Annotated in this window: 14 protein-coding genes; 4 read left to right on the top strand and 10 right to left on the bottom strand. The window is 64.7% G+C overall.

What is annotated here, in order from left to right:
• The 4 genes from proB to rplU form a co-directional block, all read right to left on the bottom strand.
• Positions 1-564 (bottom strand): glutamate 5-kinase (gene proB, locus WBH99_RS06010; RefSeq protein ID WP_424219202.1); only part of this gene is annotated, 564 nt, incomplete at its 3' end.
• On the bottom strand, positions 561-1,652 hold the full coding sequence (gene cgtA / locus WBH99_RS06015; protein WP_424219203.1) for an Obg family GTPase CgtA: 1,092 nt from the start codon (positions 1,650-1,652) through the stop codon (positions 561-563). The genes proB and cgtA, both read right to left, overlap by 4 nt.
• A gap of 64 nt (positions 1,653-1,716) precedes the next feature.
• Positions 1,717-1,980 carry a 50S ribosomal protein L27 gene (gene rpmA / locus WBH99_RS06020; protein ID WP_424219204.1) on the bottom strand — a complete coding sequence of 88 codons (264 nt, stop codon included), beginning with the start codon at positions 1,978-1,980 and terminating at the stop codon, positions 1,717-1,719.
• Between the two features lie 21 nt (positions 1,981-2,001).
• Entirely contained in the window at positions 2,002-2,313 is a 312-nt protein-coding gene (gene rplU / locus WBH99_RS06025; protein ID WP_424219205.1) for a 50S ribosomal protein L21, read from the bottom strand.
• Positions 2,314-2,513: 200 nt separating this feature from the next.
• Between rplU and WBH99_RS06030 the strand changes: the two genes are divergently transcribed.
• Positions 2,514-5,213 (top strand): ATP-binding protein, encoded by a 2,700-nt coding sequence (locus WBH99_RS06030; protein ID WP_424219206.1) that lies wholly within the window; start codon positions 2,514-2,516, stop codon positions 5,211-5,213.
• A 2-nt stretch (positions 5,214-5,215) separates the two neighbouring features.
• Here WBH99_RS06030 and WBH99_RS06035 read toward each other — a convergent pair whose 3' ends face one another.
• Positions 5,216-6,847 (bottom strand): DUF342 domain-containing protein, encoded by a 1,632-nt coding sequence (locus tag WBH99_RS06035; RefSeq protein ID WP_424219207.1) that lies wholly within the window; start codon positions 6,845-6,847, stop codon positions 5,216-5,218.
• A 381-nt stretch (positions 6,848-7,228) separates the two neighbouring features.
• Here WBH99_RS06035 and WBH99_RS06040 point away from each other — a divergent pair, with 381 nt between their 5' ends.
• The 3 genes from WBH99_RS06040 to gluQRS all read left to right on the top strand — a co-directional run bounded on the left by WBH99_RS06040 (position 7,229) and on the right by gluQRS (position 12,103).
• Positions 7,229-8,104: an AEC family transporter gene (locus WBH99_RS06040; protein WP_424219208.1), complete on the top strand. Its 876-nt coding sequence runs from the start codon at positions 7,229-7,231 to the stop codon at positions 8,102-8,104.
• Between the two features lie 21 nt (positions 8,105-8,125).
• Positions 8,126-10,876 (top strand): phosphoenolpyruvate carboxylase, encoded by a 2,751-nt coding sequence (gene ppc / locus WBH99_RS06045; RefSeq protein ID WP_424219209.1) that lies wholly within the window; start codon positions 8,126-8,128, stop codon positions 10,874-10,876.
• A 264-nt stretch (positions 10,877-11,140) separates the two neighbouring features.
• Complete coding sequence (gluQRS, locus tag WBH99_RS06050) at positions 11,141-12,103, top strand: tRNA glutamyl-Q(34) synthetase GluQRS (protein ID WP_424219210.1); 963 nt, start codon at positions 11,141-11,143, stop codon at positions 12,101-12,103.
• On the opposite strand, the gene siaD is transcribed toward gluQRS, so the two are convergent.
• The 5 genes from siaD to WBH99_RS06075 all read right to left on the bottom strand — a co-directional run.
• A complete protein-coding gene (siaD, locus tag WBH99_RS06055) occupies positions 12,071-12,877 on the bottom strand; it encodes a biofilm regulation diguanylate cyclase SiaD (protein WP_424219211.1) in 807 nt (268 codons plus the stop codon). The genes gluQRS and siaD overlap by 33 nt on opposite strands.
• Positions 12,870-13,247 carry a biofilm regulation phosphoprotein SiaC gene (siaC, locus tag WBH99_RS06060; protein ID WP_424219212.1) on the bottom strand — a complete coding sequence of 126 codons (378 nt, stop codon included), beginning with the start codon at positions 13,245-13,247 and terminating at the stop codon, positions 12,870-12,872. The genes siaD and siaC overlap by 8 nt, the downstream gene beginning before the upstream one ends.
• 21 nt (positions 13,248-13,268) lie before the next feature.
• The gene (gene siaB / locus WBH99_RS06065; RefSeq protein WP_424219213.1) at positions 13,269-13,811 is read right to left on the bottom strand and encodes a biofilm regulation protein kinase SiaB; all 543 of its coding nucleotides are present in this window, start codon (positions 13,809-13,811) and stop codon (positions 13,269-13,271) included.
• 11 nt (positions 13,812-13,822) lie between these two features.
• On the bottom strand, positions 13,823-15,817 hold the full coding sequence (siaA, locus tag WBH99_RS06070; protein WP_424219214.1) for a biofilm regulation protein phosphatase SiaA: 1,995 nt from the start codon (positions 15,815-15,817) through the stop codon (positions 13,823-13,825).
• Between the two features lie 65 nt (positions 15,818-15,882).
• Positions 15,883-16,430 (bottom strand): phospholipase D-like domain-containing protein (locus WBH99_RS06075; RefSeq protein WP_424219215.1); only part of this gene is annotated, 548 nt, incomplete at its 5' end.

A 16,430-nucleotide genomic window follows, 5' to 3' on the forward strand; every position in this document is an offset into this window, starting at 1 on the left:
GTCCTGGCGCGGGTCGGCGGTGTAGAGGCCGGGCTGGTCGGTGAGGATGATCAGGGCATCGGCTTCCACCAGATTGGCGACCAGGGCGCCCAGGGTGTCGTTGTCGCCGAACTTGATCTCGTCGGTGACCACGGTGTCGTTTTCGTTGATGATCGGCACCACCCCCAGTGCCAGCAGGGTGTGGAGGGTGGAGCGGGCGTTCAGGTAGCGTTTCCTGTCTGCCAGGTCATCGTGGGTGAGCAGGATCTGGGCGGTATGGATCTGATGCTGGCCGAAGGCTTCCTGGTAGATCTGGGCCAGGCCCATCTGGCCCACGGCGGCGCAGGCCTGCAGTTCATGCACCTCATGCGGCCGGCTTTCCCAGCCCAGGCGCTGCATGCCGCAGGCGATGGCACCGGAGGATACCAGCAGCACCTGCTGGCCGGTGGCGCGCAGGCCGGCGATCTGCCGGGCCCAGGTCTGGATGGCGGCATGGTCGATGCCGGTGCCGTTGTTCGTGATCAGGGCGGAGCCCACCTTGACGACGAGGCGGCGGGCTTGGGCGAGGGGCGTGGCGGGGGTCATTCCTGCTCGGGGCCGGGGGCGGCGCCATCTTCGTCCTCGTCTTCGTCTTCCAGGGGCAGGGCCGGGGCCATCTGCTCCAGGGTTTCCATGAGGGCGTAGGTGATTTCCCGGCAGCCTTCGCCGGAGATCGCGGCGATGGCGTAATGGGGGCCATTGAAACCGGACGCCTCGCGGTAGGCCTCGAGGAAGGCGTCCACCCGTTCCTGACGCTCCGCCTCGGGGATCAGGTCGATCTTGTTGAGCAGCAGCCAGCGGGGTTTGACGAGCAGGTCCGGGTCATACTTGCCCAGTTCTTCGACGATGGCGATGGCGTCATGGACCGGATCGGCTTCCGGGTCGAAGGGGGCCAGATCCACGAGGTGCAGCAGGATGCGGGTGCGTTGCAGGTGCTTCAGGAAGCGGATGCCGAGGCCGGCGCCATCGGCCGCGCCTTCGATCAGGCCGGGAACGTCGGCGATCACGAAGGAGCGGTTGTCATCGACGCGCACCACGCCCAGGTTGGGGTGCATGGTGGTGAAGGGGTAGTCGGCCACCTTGGGGCGGGCGGCGGAGACGGCGCGGATGAAGGTGCTCTTGCCCGCATTGGGAAGGCCGAGCAGGCCCACGTCGGCCAGCACCCGCAGTTCCATGCGCAGCTCGAATTCCTGGCCTGCCTCGCCCTTGGTGCACTTGCGCGGCGCCCGGTTGGTGCTGGACTTGAAATGGAGGTTGCCCAGGCCGCCCTTGCCGCCCTGGGCCAGCAACACCTTCATGCCGTCCTGGGGCAGGTCGGCCAGCATCTCTTCGGTGTTCAGGTCGTAGATCACCGTGCCCACCGGGACGCGCATGACCACGTCTTCCCCGGCGGCGCCGTAGCAGTCGGAGCCGCGGCCATTCTCGCCGCGCCGGGCCAGAATCTTGCGGGTGTAGCGGTAATCCACCAGGGTGTTCAGGTTGCGGTCGGCCAGCACATAGATGCTGCCGCCCTTGCCGCCGTCGCCGCCATCGGGGCCGCCCATGGGGATGTATTTTTCGCGGCGGAACGAAGCGACTCCGTTGCCACCGTCGCCGGCCTTGACATAGATCTTCGCTTCGTCGATGAATTTCATGAGACTTTCCTACAAACTAAAAAAGCCCTATCCGGGGATAGGGCTTTGCAATCCCGGGCGCCGATTATTCGGCGGCTGGGACGATGCTGACCGTGCGACGGTTTCTGGCGCCCTTGATGGCGAACTGAACCGTGCCGGTGGTCTTGGCGAACAGGGTGTGATCCTTGCCGATGCCGACGCCTTCGCCGGCATGGAACTCGGTGCCGCGCTGACGCACGATGATGTTGCCCGCCAGAACGAACTGACCGCCGTAGCGCTTGACGCCCAGGCGTTTTGATTCTGAGTCGCGGCCGTTACGAGAACTGCCGCCAGCTTTTTTGTGTGCCATTTATTTGCTCCTTGATCCCGATCAGGCCGCGATCGCGTCGATGCGCAGCTCGGTATAGTTCTGGCGATGCCCCTGGTGCTTCTGGTAGTGCTTGCGACGGCGCATCTTGAAAATCTTGATCTTGTCGTGCCGGCCGTGGGAAACCACGGTGCACTTCACGGCTGCCCCGGGAACCAGGGGGGCGCCGACTTTCACGCTCTCGCCTTCGCCTACCATCAGGACCTGGTCAAGGGTGATTTCTGCGCCAACGTCTGCCGGTATCTGTTCTACTTTAAGTTTTTGACCTGCGCAAACACGATACTGTTTGCCACCGGTTTTTATGACCGCGTACATGTTGGAACTCCAAAGAACTGCATAAAAGGACCCGCGATTATACAGATTTGATGCGTCGGGTCAATGGCTTGGTTGCACCGCATGGATCGGGGCTTCTCCGGGGAGCCCTTGGTGTTGCCATGTGGTGTTGCCATGGTTTGACAGGGCAACTGGATACTCCTGACAATCCCGCTCTTTGAACGGCGAGGTCAGGCGAGGATATGGTCAAGGGAAGTTCGTCCCGCCGTTTCGGCCACCTGTTGATCAGCGGCCTGATTTTTCTGGCGGCATGCCTGGGCTTTGCGCACCTCTGGTCGGTGCGGGTGGAGACGGCTTTGGGGCAGGCGCGCCAAAGCATGCAGGCCGTTGCTGCGGATGTGGAGGCCATGGCCCATGCCGCAGTGACGGGGGTCCAGATCCTGCGCACGGCGGCCGAAGAGGGCCTGGCCGCCCATGGTGCCGGGGGACATGCGGCAGCCTGGGCGGCAGTGGTGCCGCGCGACACTGCTTCCGGCCCCGGTTTCAGTACCTGGTACGGCCCGGAACTGGCGGCCAGGCGCCGGGCCTGTTATCTGTTTGGCACGGGGCTGCTGCCGGAGGCCGGGAGCGAACGGGCAAACGAAATTGAAGTGGCATTCGCCTTGAATGGGCTGATGGCCGACCTGCACGAACGAATTCCCCCGGCCGCCTGGATTTACTACACCTCGGCCCAGAAATTCACCTGTCTGCATCCTTATGCCCGTGTTGCCGGCAGTCTCGCCTGGAGCGAGGACTTTTTGCGCCATCCGGTGTTTGCGGACTCCGGGCCGGAGCGCAATCCCGGGCGCGCCATCCGCTGGCTGGAGGCCTACCTGGATCAGGCGGGCCAGGGGCTGATGACGTCGGTGGTGGCGCCCATCTATGACCCGCATGGGCAATTCCGGGCCATCGTGGCCCTGGATTTCACCTTGAGTTCCCTGAGCGGCTATCTGGAATCGGCGGCGCGTGATGCCGGGCGCCTCCTGGTCGTCAATCAGGAGGATCAGGTGCTGGTGTCGTTCCCGGCGCTGGATGGACCGCGGCTCTGGAGCTTGTCCGAGGTGTTGCCAGAAAAACTTGCCGCCGAGGCGCTACAGGCCGTGCCTTCCGGTGAGTGCCGGGCCCATGGCCGCTGGCGCGCTTGCCGTGTGAATCTGCAGGAGGCGCCCTGGCGCCTGGTGCGCCTGGTGGATGCCCGGCAACTGGGCTGGCAGCAGCTGGCGGACATGAAGGTGGAAATTGCCGGCATGGTCCTGTTGCTGTTGTTGCTGATTACCGTGGAGCGGCGCCGCCAACTGGCCGAGATCATGAAAGAAGGGGGCGAGCGTTACCGGCGCATCGTCGAGGGGTCGGAGCAGGGTTTCTGGGACTGGAACATCATGGCCCGCAAGTTTTCCGCCAGTGCCCGTTTTGATGCCATCCTTGCCTATGCGCCCGGGGCTTCGCCGCTGCGCAGCGGCGAGTGGTTGCGCCAGGTCCATCCCGATGACCAGGAAGCGGTGCGCCGGGCCATCCGCCACCATCTGCTGGGGCGGGAGTTGTCCCTGCAGATCGAATTCCGGGCCCGGGCCCGGGGCGGGCAATGGAAATGGCTGCTGGCCCAGGGCCGCATCGTCGAGCGGGACGGTGGGAAGGACCGGGGGCGGCCACTGATGATGTCCGGCACCCTGACCGATGTGTCCAGGCGCAAGCAGGCCGAAGCCGATCTGATTGCCGCCAAGCAGGTGGCCGAGGCGGCCAACGTGGCCAAATCCCGCTTCCTGGCCTCCGCCAGTCACGACCTGCGCCAACCGCTGCAGGCCAGCAATCTGTTCATCTCGGCCCTGGCGCGCACGCCGTTGAATGAGGAGCAGCAGAAGATTGCCCATAATCTGGGCCTGGCCACCAAGGCCCTGGGGGAACTGCTCGATGCCCTCCTTGACATTTCCAAGCTGGATGCCGGGGTGGTGACGCCGCAGCTGGCGCCGGTGGAAATCTACGAGATCTTCCAGCGCATCGAGAGCGAGTTTGCCTCCCTGGCCATGGAAAAGGAGCTGCGCTTCAAGCTCTTTTTTCCCTCTCATCCCCTGGTATTCGAGACGGACCTGGGCTTGCTCATGGGCCTGCTGCGCAATCTGATCGGCAATGCCATCCGCTACACCGAATGGGGCGGGGTGCTGGTGGGGACGCGTCTGCGCCGGGGCCGCCTGGTGATCCAGGTGTGGGATACCGGCATCGGCATCAAGGAGGATGACCTGCCGCGCATCTACGAGGAGTTTTATCAGGTGGACAATCCCCAGCGCGAGCGGATCAGGGGGCTCGGCCTGGGGCTTTCCATCGTGCGGCGCATGGCGAGCCTGCTGGGCTATCGTCTGGATTGCCTGTCGCGTTACGGGCGGGGCACGGTTTTCGAGATCAGCATCCCGCTGCAGGAAGGGGCGAGCCCTGGCGCAGCGCGGGGCGGCAAGTCACGGGCTCAGGTCAATTTCCAGGTGCTGCGCGGCGCCCGCTGCGTGCTGGTCGAGGACGATAGCCTGGTGGCCCGTGCGCTCGAATCCTGGCTGGAGAGCCATGGCATGCGCCTGCAGCATTTTCCTGACGGAGACAGTGCCCTGAAGGACCCGCACATCACCGAGGCCGATTTTTATGTGACCGACTTTCGTCTGCCGGGAGGGTTGAGCGGCATCGAACTGCTCGACGCCATCCGCCAGCGCCGGGGCGGGCCGATCCGGGCCCTGATCGTTACCGGCGATACTTCCATCGAGCAGATCGACGCGTTTGCAGTGGCGGGCTGGCCCGTGCTGCACAAGCCTGTTGAACCTCTGCTGCTGCTGGAGCGCATGGCCATGATGTGGCGGGATGACGGGCCGGAGGAGGGCGTGGCTCCAGGATTCACAGGGTCAGACCCGGCGTCCGACCCGTGATTTCAGCTCCGTGCTTCCAGGGGCGTGAGTTCCAGACCGTTGGCACCCATCTGGATCTGTCCGGCGCCGTGGTCGCCCACCACCCGGTAACGCTGGGTGCCAAAGAGGACTTCCACCCCTTCGTGCAGGGTTTCCTCGGCGGTGACCCGGGCTTCCTGCGCCAGGGCAATCTTGTCGGCCAGATCCTTTTCTGCTTCCCGCAGCCGGGCGATTTCCCCGGAGAGGGAGAGGGCGGTATGGCGGGCTTTGTCGATGACCTCCGGGCCCAGCCGCCCTGGGTTATGACCGGCAAAGTCGAGCAGCTTGCTGATTTCCAGCAACTGCGTTTCCTGAGCGTCGCGCTGCTCGGCCAGCGCTTTGGCTTCCTTCTGCAGGGAAGGATTGACGCCGATGTGGCAGGCGGTGGTGATGCGGTTGGGGGCGCCCAGCACCCGGGCGGTGATGGAAAGCATGGCCTGGATCCGGCCACCGACGATGTGGCCGCGCCTGGCCTTGCCCACCTTGATGTGCTGGCCGGCCGTCAGTTCGCACTGCATGGCCATGTCGTTGATGAAGATATTGTTCCCGGCTTCAATGCGAGCCTTCTGGGCGTAGGCGGCATGGAAATCATGGCCGCAGCGCAAGGTGTAGTCGCTGCCGCCCTTCTGGTCGATGCTGCCCAGGACACCGCCCCTGATGACGATGCTGCCGCCGGCTTCGAGGTGGGCGTTTTCCACCACCCCGCCCACCTCGATGTCGCCGCTCACCTTGACCGTCATGCCGGCACAAACATCGCCCTTGATCACGACGCTGCCATCGAAGTCGATGTTGCCGCTGGCCATGTTCACGGCCGGCACGGTAAAGACGGGCTCGACGATGACCCCGTTTTTGACGACGACCGGCTGGCCGGTCTGGGTGGCCAGCAGCAAATCCGGGTTGTCGGGGCTGGGGGCTGCGCCGGTGAGCTGGGGCGCATACATCACCTCCTTGCCGGGTCTGGGCGCAACCGGCACCCCCTGCACGGTTATGCCGGGGGTGCCGGTCGTGGCCCGGTGGCGCAACATCAGGGGGTCTTTGGCGCGGACGACCATGATCTCGCCCAGGTCGCGGTAGTCGATCTGCCCCGCTTTGTTCTCCTGCGGCACCCGGGCCCGCATGTCGGGAATCAGGCTCTCGAAGTAGCCGTCTTTGCCATGGACCGGGGGCGTGCCACGGGCAATGGTCAGGGCGGTGGCATGGCCTGCAGCAATCGCCTGATTGACCTCGTCGAGCAAAATGCCATCGGTCACGCCCTTTTCCGCCAGGGCGGCGAGGATCTGGTTCTTGGTGATGGGCGCCCCCCCTTGGGCCGGGGTGATGTCCAGGGTGGCCGCCATGTCGTCCTGGGAAATCCGGATCTCCAGACGGGCATCGACGCACTCGGCCAGACGCAGGGCCGTCACGCTCCGGCCCGAGTTGTACTGGCTGATCAGCTGGGTGACTGCCGTGGGCAGATAGCACAGGCCACCATAGCCTGATCCGGCCAGGTGCCGGGTCAGCCAGGTTGCGTCGATGGGCCGGCTTCCGGCCTGGGGGATGACGCTGGCGAGCAGGGCCTTGCCCTCCTCATCCATCTCGAGGATCAGCCCTGCGCCTTGCGGTATTGCCTTATCCATGTTTCCTCCTCGCGGCGTCCTCGCCGGCGCCTTTACCCCGCTAGGTTAGCAAGGATTCGCCAGCGCTGTCGTTCCCCCTTTTGCATTTGTCCTGCCTGGGGAATGGCCTGGCGAGTTCAAATTTGGAGGGCAACACCGAGCGAAGGTAAAGTGTGGCGATGGAAAAGAACGATGGCCACATGAGTTGTGACGCGCGGACGAGGATGCCGTGGGGTTTCGAGCGCGCCGAGCTCGATGCCGTGGCCACTCGATGCCGTGGCCACTTGATACGTGGCCACTTGATACGTGGCTCTTCCGGACGGTCCATGTCAGAATCCTGCGACGGCCTTGAACCTTCACCCTCACCCTGAACCTGTCTTACCTGGAACTTGAAACCGCCCCATGCTGATCCGCCTCGTCTCCGTCCTGCTGCCCATCTTTGCCATCGTCAGCGTCGGCTATCTCTATGCCCGCCGCTGCCAGCCCGACATGAACGCCACCAACAACGTGAACATGGATGTGTTCGTGCCCGCCCTGGTGTTCTACGCCCTGGCCGGCAAACCCTTCGACCTGGGCAGCTACGCGCCCCTGGCCCTGGGAGGGCTCGTGGTGCTGCTCGGTAGTGGCCTGCTAGCCTGGCCCGTGGCCCGGCTGCTCGGCTATCCGAGCAAGACCTTCATCCCGCCCATGATATTCAACAACTCGGGCAACATCGGCCTGCCCCTGGCGGTGCTGGCCTGGGGCGAGGCCGCCCTGCCGGCGGCCATCGTCTTGTTCATGGTGGGAAACATCCTGCATTTTTCCCTGGGCGCCCGCTGGCTCAACCCCCGCGCCCGGCTGCTGCAGCTCTGGCGCGTGCCGGTGGTGGCGGCCACCCTGCTGGGCCTGGCCAGCAACCTGGGCGGCATCCAGCTCTGGGATCCGCTACTGACCGCGATCAAGATGTTAGGCGATATCTCCGTACCCCTGATGCTGTTTTCCCTCGGGGTGCGCCTGGCCACTACCCCCCTGGGAGAATGGAAGATCGGCCTCATTGGCGCCCTGTTCCGCCCCATCAGCGGCCTGTTGCTGGCCTTTGCCGGGGCCTGGGCCCTGGGCATCAGCGGGCGGGAGCGGGAGATCCTGATCGTCTTTGGCGCCCTGCCCCCGGCCGTGCTCAACTTCCTGTTTGCCGAACGCTACCAGCAGGAGCCGGACCGGGTCGCTTCCATCGTCCTGATCGGTCACCTGGTTACCTTGTTCTTCCTGCCGTTGGCCTTGTACCTTGCCATCAACTGATTCCAGACCCGCGAGACATCCATGAATACCCCCGAATTCGACAAGGACGAACCCCTGCGCCAGGACATCCGCCTCCTGGGCCGCCTTCTGGGCGACACCGTGCGGGAACAAGAAGGGCAGGCCATCTTCGACCTGGTGGAAAGCATCCGCCAGGCCGCCGTGCTGTTTGCCCGGGAAGGGGAAGACCGGGTCCGGGCCGGGCTGAACGAACTGCTGGTCGGCCTCTCCCGGGATGAAACCATGTCGGTGGTCCGGGCCTTCAGCTACTTCCTGCAACTGGCCAACATTGCCGAGGATCAGCACCATATCCGCCGCCGCCGGGCCCATGAAATCGCCGGCTCCCCGGCCCGGGAAGGCAGCTTGCAGAAGGCTTTTGAATCCATCCGGGAGGCCGGGGTTGCCCTGGACACCCTGGCCGCCTGCCTGCGCCAGGCCCGGGTGGTTCCGGTGCTCACCGCCCACCCCACCGAGGTGCAGCGCCAGAGCACCCTGCAGTGCCAGCACGCCATCGCCCGCCTGCTCGACCAGCGGGACCGGCTGCAACTCACCCCCGAGGAACAGGCGGAGAACGATGGCGAACTGGCCCGCCTGGTACTCACCCTGTGGCAGACCCGGCTGATGCGCCCGAACCGCCTCAAGGTGATCGACGAGGTCAAGAACGGCATCAACTTCTTTCACGAAACCTTCTTTACCGAACTGCCCCGGTTGTATGGTCAGCTAGAAGACCTGCTCGCCGAAAACGGCGACCTGGAGGAGCTACCGCCCTTCTTTTGCATTGGCTCCTGGATCGGCGGCGACCGGGACGGCAATCCCTTCGTCACGGCGGACATCCTCTGCGAAACCCTGCGCCTGCAATCTGCCGCCGCCTTCAACTTTTACCTGGAAGAAATCCATGCCCTGGGCCGGGAGCTGCCTCTCTCTCAACTGCTGATCCAGGTTTCGCCGCAGCTCACCGCGCTTTCGGAGGCCTCCCCCGATACCTCGCCGCAGCGGGCCGACGAGCCCTACCGGCGCGCCCTGGCCGGCATCTACGCGCGGCTGGCCGCCACCATCAGGGCCCTGGATCACCAGCATGCCCTGCGCCACCCGGTGGCCGAGGCCGCCCCCTACCCGACCGCCGACGCCCTGGCGGCCGACCTCTCCATCCTCGCTACGTCCCTGCGCCAGAACGGTGCCGCCCGCCTGGCCCGGGGACGCCTGCGCCGGCTGATCCGGGCCGTGCAGGTATTCGGCTTTCATCTGGCCCCGGTGGACCTGCGCCAGAATTCCGACGTGCACGCCAGAAGCGTGGCCGAACTGCTCGCCAGGGCCGGCTGCTGCGCCGATTACGAAGCCCTGGATGAGGCCGCCCGCATCGCCCTGCTTGGCGCAGAACTGGCCACCCCCCGGCCCCTCTACTCTCCCTGGCTCGACTACAGCGAAGAAACCCGGGGCGAACTGGCGATCTTTTTTGCTGCGCAAAAACTGCGCCAACGCTACGGCGCAGCGGCGCTGCCCAACTGCATCATTTCCAAGACTGATGGGGTCTCCGACCTGCTCGAGGTGGCCCTGCTGCTGAAGGAATCCGGCCTGCTCCTGCCCGGAGCCGAGCCCAGGCTGGACATGAACATCATTCCCCTGTTCGAGACCATCGACGATCTGCGCCAGGCCGGGCCGGTGATGGACGCCATTTTCACCCTGCCCTGCTACCGGCAACTGCTCAAGAGCCGCAACGAGGAACAGGAAGTCATGCTCGGCTACTCGGACAGCAACAAGGACGGGGGCTTTCTTACTTCCGGCTGGGAGCTCTACCAGGCCGAAGTGCAACTGACCCGGGTGTTCGCCCGCCACGGCGTGCGCCTGCGCCTCTTTCACGGCCGGGGCGGCTCCGTCGGCCGGGGCGGCGGCCCCAGCTACCAGGCCATCCTGGCCCAGCCCGCCGGCGCCGTCTCGGGCCAGATCCGCATTACCGAACAAGGCGAAGTCATCGCCTCCAAGTATGCCAACCCGGAAGTGGGGCGGCGCAACCTGGAAATCCTCGTGGCCGCCACCCTGGAAGCCACCCTCACCGACCACGAAAACCAGGTGGAACGGGCCGAAGCCTTCCACCCGGTGATGGAGGAACTCTCCCGCCGGGCCTTCGCCGCCTACCGGGGGCTGGTCTATGAGACCCCGGGCTTCACCACCTACTTCCGGGAATCCACGCCGCTCTCCGAAATCGCCAACCTCAATATCGGCAGCCGCCCCGCCTCCCGGAAAAAATCCGAGGCCATCGAAGACTTGCGCGCCATTCCCTGGGTGTTTTCCTGGGCCCAGTGCCGCCTGATGCTGCCCGGCTGGTACGGCTTTGGCACCGCAGTAAACGGCTGGCTGGAGGCCAACCCGGACGGCTTGCCGGTGCTGCAACGCATGTACCGGCACTGGCCCTTCTTTCGCACCCTGCTCTCCAACATGGACATGGTGCTGGCCAAGACCGACCTCGCCATTGCCTCCCGCTACGCCGAACTGGTCACCGATCCGGCCCTGCGCCAGCAGGTCTTTGGCCGCATCCAGGCCGAATGGGAGCTGACTTGCCAGCACCTGCTCGCGATCGAGGCACAGCAGGACTTCCTGGCCGACAACCTGCTCCTCAAACGCTCCATCCGCAACCGCTTCCCCTACATGGACCCCTTGAACCACCTGCAGGTCGAACTCCTGCGCCGGCACCGGAGCGGCGCCCGGGACGAACGCATCGCCCGGGGCATCCATATCACCATCAATGGCATTGCCGCGGGGCTGCGCAACAGTGGTTGAGCCAGCGTATTGACGTGGGCGCGGCCGGGCTGAAAGGTCTTGAGGCGGCGGGCGGACCTTTTGCCTTTGAAGCCGCCGATCATGGCACCAGCGGGTCGCCAGCCTCGACGGTGAGCCCCTCATTGAAGCGCGTGGACGGCAGGGCGTCGCGTCGGGCCGCTTTACCTGATCCCGACTGTGCCGGATTCAGGATGAACGGAAGTGCTCCATGAGCGGCGTTCGCCGGGAGGCCGTCTGGATTCTGGAGCCGTTAAACTCCGGTTCATGAATAAAGCTGCCGCTTCCCCCCTTTACCGGGGCCGCTTCGCCCCCAGCCCTACCGGTTCCCTGCATTTTGGCTCCCTGGTGGCGGCGCTGGCTTCCTGTCTGGAGGCTCGGGCCCGGGGCGGGGAGTGGCGGGTGCGCATGGAGGATGTGGATGCTCCCCGCAATGTGCCGGGGGCGGCGGAATCCATCCTGGTCTGCCTGGAGGCCCATGGTTTTGCCTGGGATGGGCCTGTGCGGTGGCAGAGTACCCGGCGGGACGCCTACCAGGCCGTGCTGGAGCAATTGCTGGCCGCCGGCCTGGCCTACCCCTGCTGTTGTTCGCGCAAGGAGATTGCCGAGCGGGCCGGCCATGCTGCCCTGGATGGGGGGCTACTGTATCCCGGCACCTGTCGTGAGGGGCTGCCGCCGGGACGAACGCCCCGGGCCTGGCGCCTCCGGGTGGAAAATCCGGCCGGGGGGGCGCTGGAATTCCAGGACCGTCTCCAGGGACCGCAGGCCCAGCAACTGGAACGGGATGTGGGGGATTTTGTCCTGCTGCGGGCAGACGGGCAGTTTGCCTATCAGTTGGCGGTGGTGGTGGATGATGCCGAGCAGGGTGTCACCGATGTGGTGCGGGGGGCGGACCTGCTCGATTCGACGCCCCGGCAGATTTTCCTGCAGCGCTGTCTGGGTTACGCGGAGCCGGTCTATGCGCATCTGCCGGTGGCGACCCATGCCAGCGGGGAGAAGCTGTCGAAGCAGACCCGGGCCCCCGCCCTGGTGGCGGAGCGGGCGGCGCAGAACCTGGTGGCGGCCCTGGATTTTCTCGGTCAGTCGCCTCCCGCTGAACTGGCCGGCGCCAGGGTGGGTGAGGTCTGGGCCTGGGCCCGGGAATACTGGGATTTTGCCCGCATTCCCCGTTGCCGGGGCCGGGTGTGGAAGGCAGGATCAGGCGGTCCCGATCCGGTTGCGGCCGGCTGATTTGGCCTCGAGCAGGGCATTGTCGGCCCGCTTCAGGGTTTCCGGATAGGCTTCACCCGGATGGTGGAGGGCCATGCCCAGGCTGGCGGTGATGCGCAATCCTTCTTGTTCCATGAAGGCGAAGTTCAAGGCCTGGATGCTCAGGCGCACCCGTTCGGCGACTTGCAGGGCGTACTCCAGCGGGGTTTCCGGCAGCATGATCAGGAATTCTTCCCCGCCCCAGCGGCCGCACAGGTCGTATTCCCGCAGGGCGGCCTGGATCGCCTGGGCGATCTGGCAGAGGGCCGTGTCGCCGGCTTCGTGGCCGAAACGGTCATTGATGTGCTTGAAGTGGTCGACATCCAGGATGGCCAGGGAGTAAGGGGTCGCCTTGCGGTTGGCACGCCCGGTCTCATCCCTGATGTGTTCCATGAGGAAACGGCGGTTGCCCAGCCCCGTGAGGGGGTCGCGCAGGGCGGCATCCTTCAATGCCTCGCTCAGTTCCCGGAGGCTGTTCTGGTAGCGGTCGGAAATGCGGGCCAGCTTGTCCAGCCGGCGCAGATGGCGGTCGTACTGCTCGGCCAGGGTCTGGCTTTGGTCGCGGGAGATCAGGTGGTAGCCATCGGAGATGTGCACCAGCCGTCCCAGCCGTTCCCGCTGGGCTTCACTGGCGGCGAACAGGGCGGCCATGGGCTCGCGCAGGGGGTTCGCGGCATGGGCCGGGTCGGCCAGCAAGGCTTCGATCCGTTCGATCAGGGCCTGTTCTGCCGGGGAAAGCGGGGGTTTTTCAGCCATCGGCGGCGATCTGGAAGGGAAAGGAGCAATCCTCCCGGAATTCATCGGCCAGATCCAGAACGCGCTCATTGCGCGGGTCGTAGAACCAGTCCACGCTGACCTGGCGACCGTGCTGGTGAGCTTCTTCCAGCATGTCGAAAATATCCATCATCGCCTTCACCGAACTGGTGTTCATGTACTCCAGGCGCAGTTCGAGGCGCAGGGGGGCGCGGCTTTCCTTCAGGTAACGCTCGATCCAGGCGATGATGTCGCCAAAGAATTCGAAGGAGTTTTCCGGGTAGGAGTCTCCCTGCATGGTCAGCAGGCCCTGCTCCCAGTCGGAGGTGACGCTGGGGGTGGATTGAGTGGCGAGGATGTGCAGTGCGTTCATGTTTTTGTCTTGGAATTGAATTCAGATGGTGGCCCGCAGGCTGAAAAAGGCGTGTTGTTCGCCGACCTGGGAGAGACTGGCATCCAGGGCGCGAGCGGATTTTCTTGCCACGTCGATCAGCCCCAGGCCGGCACCGCTCACGGCGCTTTCATCCCGGGGTTGGCGTAGTTGGGCCTTGTAGGCGGACTTGAGTTTTGTCTTGTCCATGTTTGCCAGTGCCTGGACACGGGCGAGCAGAGCTTCGCCGTCGGCTTTTTCCACCATGTTGCCGGCCTGGACCAGGTAACGGCCCTCCTCGTCCCGGGCTACCACCACGGTGGCGGAGCTCTGCAGTTCGTCATAGCCGTGGGCCATGGCGTAGTGACGGATGTTCTGGGTCATTTCCACATACACGCTGAACACGTCCATGGCAGCCGACGGCTGGGCATGGTCTGCCTGCAGGTAGTTCTTCAGGGCGTTGCCGATTTCTTCGATCAGGCTCCTGGAAATGGGACCGTTGAAGCAGAGCAGGATGCGGCTCTTGTTGAAGTGCGCGCGCAGTTCGAAAAGGTCGATGGTGTCCATGGCAGTCCTGTTCAGTCAAAGCGGAAGGATAGTACCGTGATGTCGTCACGTTGGGGATACTCGCCCTGATAGGCCGCCAGGGCCTGGTCCAGGGCACTGGCTTGTTGTGCCATGGGCAGGCGTGCATGGCTACGCAGCAACTGGGCAAAGCGGGTATTGCCGAAGCCGTAGCCCAGATCGCCGCCGGCCTGGTCGAGGAAGCCATCGGTGGCCAGGTAGTAGGTGATGCCGGGCCGCAGTTCGATTTCCGTATCCGTATAGCTGCCCACGCGTCGGTCACCAATGGCGCGGCGGCCCCCCTTGTATTCACCCACCTGTTCCCCGTCGCTCCAGTACAGGCCGATCTTGGCACCGGCAAAGCGCAGCAGGCGGCGGGTCCGGTCGACATGGGCCAAGCCTGCGTCCATATTGGTGGCGATGGCCCGTGGCAGGTCGCAGTGCTGCAGCATGGCGCGCATGGTGGCATCGGTCTGGGTCAGGATGGCTGCCGGGGCGGCGATGCCCTCCTGAGTCATGGCGTGGTCGAGGGCGGCCCGGGCCAGCATGGTCATCAGGGCGCCGGGCACGCCGTGGCCGGCACAGTCCACCACCCCGACCAGGTAGCGGTCATCTTCAGCCCGGAACACGTAGAAATCGCCCCCCACCACATCCCGGGGGCGCCACAGGACGAAATGGTGCGCTCCCAGTTGCTGCAGCAATTGCTGGTTGGGCAGGATGGCCTTCTGGATCAGGCTGGCGTAGTCGATGGAGTCGTTGATCTGTTGATGGGCTCGCTGCATGTTCCGGTTGGCGGCTTCCAGGTCCTGGGTGCGGGCCTGGACCTTGGATTCCAGCTCCGCGGTGTTGTCGCGGACCTGCCGGGCCATGATGCCGAAGGCCTGGCTCAGGTCTCCCAGTTCGTCCCGGCTGGGTGGGGGCAGGGAAACATCGAAGTCGCCCTGGGCCATGGCCGAGGCGGAAATTTGCAGTTTGCGCAGCGGCTTCAACACCAGTTGTTCCACCGCGTAGGCAAAGGTCAGCAGCAAGATCGCGATCAGCGCCACCAGGGCGGCAATGGCCGTGTTGAGCCAGCGCTGGTCGAGCACCTGGGCGGCCTGCAGGTCGATGGCGGTGACGACATGCCATTTCAGATCAGGGATGTAGGCCAGGGCCAGCAGTTGCTCCCGGCCATCGAGGGTGGCCTTGAAGCTGCTGACCTGGCCCGGACTGGCCTGGGCTGCCGCCATGGCGACGGCAGCCGCTTCCCGCTCGGGGCCTGGCTGCAGTTGTCCGGCCAGCGTCTGTTCCAGGCGGGCGCTGCTGGCGGCCAGGTTGGTCGCAATCAGGGCCGGGTTGCGGTGCGCCTGGATGGCCCCATCGCGGTTGATGATGAGGGGGGTGATGCCGGGCTCATCGGTGCTGATGAAGTCCTTGAGGAAGGTGCTCAGGTTCAGGCCCGTGCCGGCCAGTCCCAGCACCTGTTCGCCGTTGCGGATGATGATGTTGAGCCAGACCTGGGTGATTTTGAGGTGATCGTCGTAATTGACGTTGATGTTGTAGGGCTCGACCTGCCGAATCGAACTGAAGAACCAGGCATCGCTCTTCTTGGTCTGATCGAGGGTATAGCGGGGCTGGTCGCTGCTTTCTTCATGGTCGTCGTTGAAGTAGTACTGCCGGCTGTTGCTGCTGCTGATGAAGTAGGAATTGCTGCGAAAATCCCGGCGGTAGCCTTCGGCTTCCTTGAAGAACAGGGTTTTCTTTTCCAGGTTCTGCTCATCCAGCAGCCATTGACGGGTGACTTCCGAATCGGCCAGGCGCAAGGCGAGGGCCAGGTCCCGGGAGACCGGGGCGAGGATGCTTTGCCGCTTGAGCAGGGTGAAGTTGCGGGCATAGGCTTCACCGAAGTGATGGCGCACTCCTTCTAGCACCTGCCAGCCGATCAGTCCGGCGGGCGCCAGGGCGAGCAGGCCGGCGAGCACGAGCGCCAGCAATGATTTGGCGCGCAGGCCGAATCCCCAGGTTGCCATGTATGTCTCAGGTCATATGACTTGGGTAAGGCGGGGATTGTAGCGCCAGCGCTGATTGCCGTGGGCTAATGTTGGTCGCCCCGCCAGTGCCGGGGGCCATAGCCTGTCGCGCCGATAAACAGGCGTACCAGGCCATAGCTGCACCAGCGCAACAGGCGGGAGTAAAGCGGCAGCCGACCCAGGTGCGCCAGGGTGAGTTCTTCGCTGCCTGTGCGCAACGCATCGTTCAGGCTTTGTTGCAGCTCCTGGGCAAACTTCGGGTCATCCACCACCACGTTGCCTTCTTTGGCCAGCAGCAGGCTGAACGGGTCGATGTTGGAAGAGCCCACGGTGGCCCAGTGTCCATCGACCACGGCGACCTTGGCATGGAGGAAACTCTTGCGGTATTCGAAAATGCGGATGCCTTCTTCCAGCAAGGCGCCGTAGAGGGCCTGGGTGGCAAAGTGCAGCAAGGGATGGTCGGTTCGTCCCTGGAGCATCACGGTAACCTGGACGCCACGTTGCACGGCAGCGCGCAAGGCATGGCGGAAACGGAGGCCAGGCAGGAAGTAGGCATTGGCAATCAAAATGAAATCCCGGGCCTGCTGGATGGCTTCGAGGTAAGCATTGGCGA

Origin of the sequence: Azovibrio sp. (assembly GCF_049658005.1) — a bacterium.
Classification (GTDB): Bacteria; Pseudomonadota; Gammaproteobacteria; order Burkholderiales; family Rhodocyclaceae; genus Azovibrio.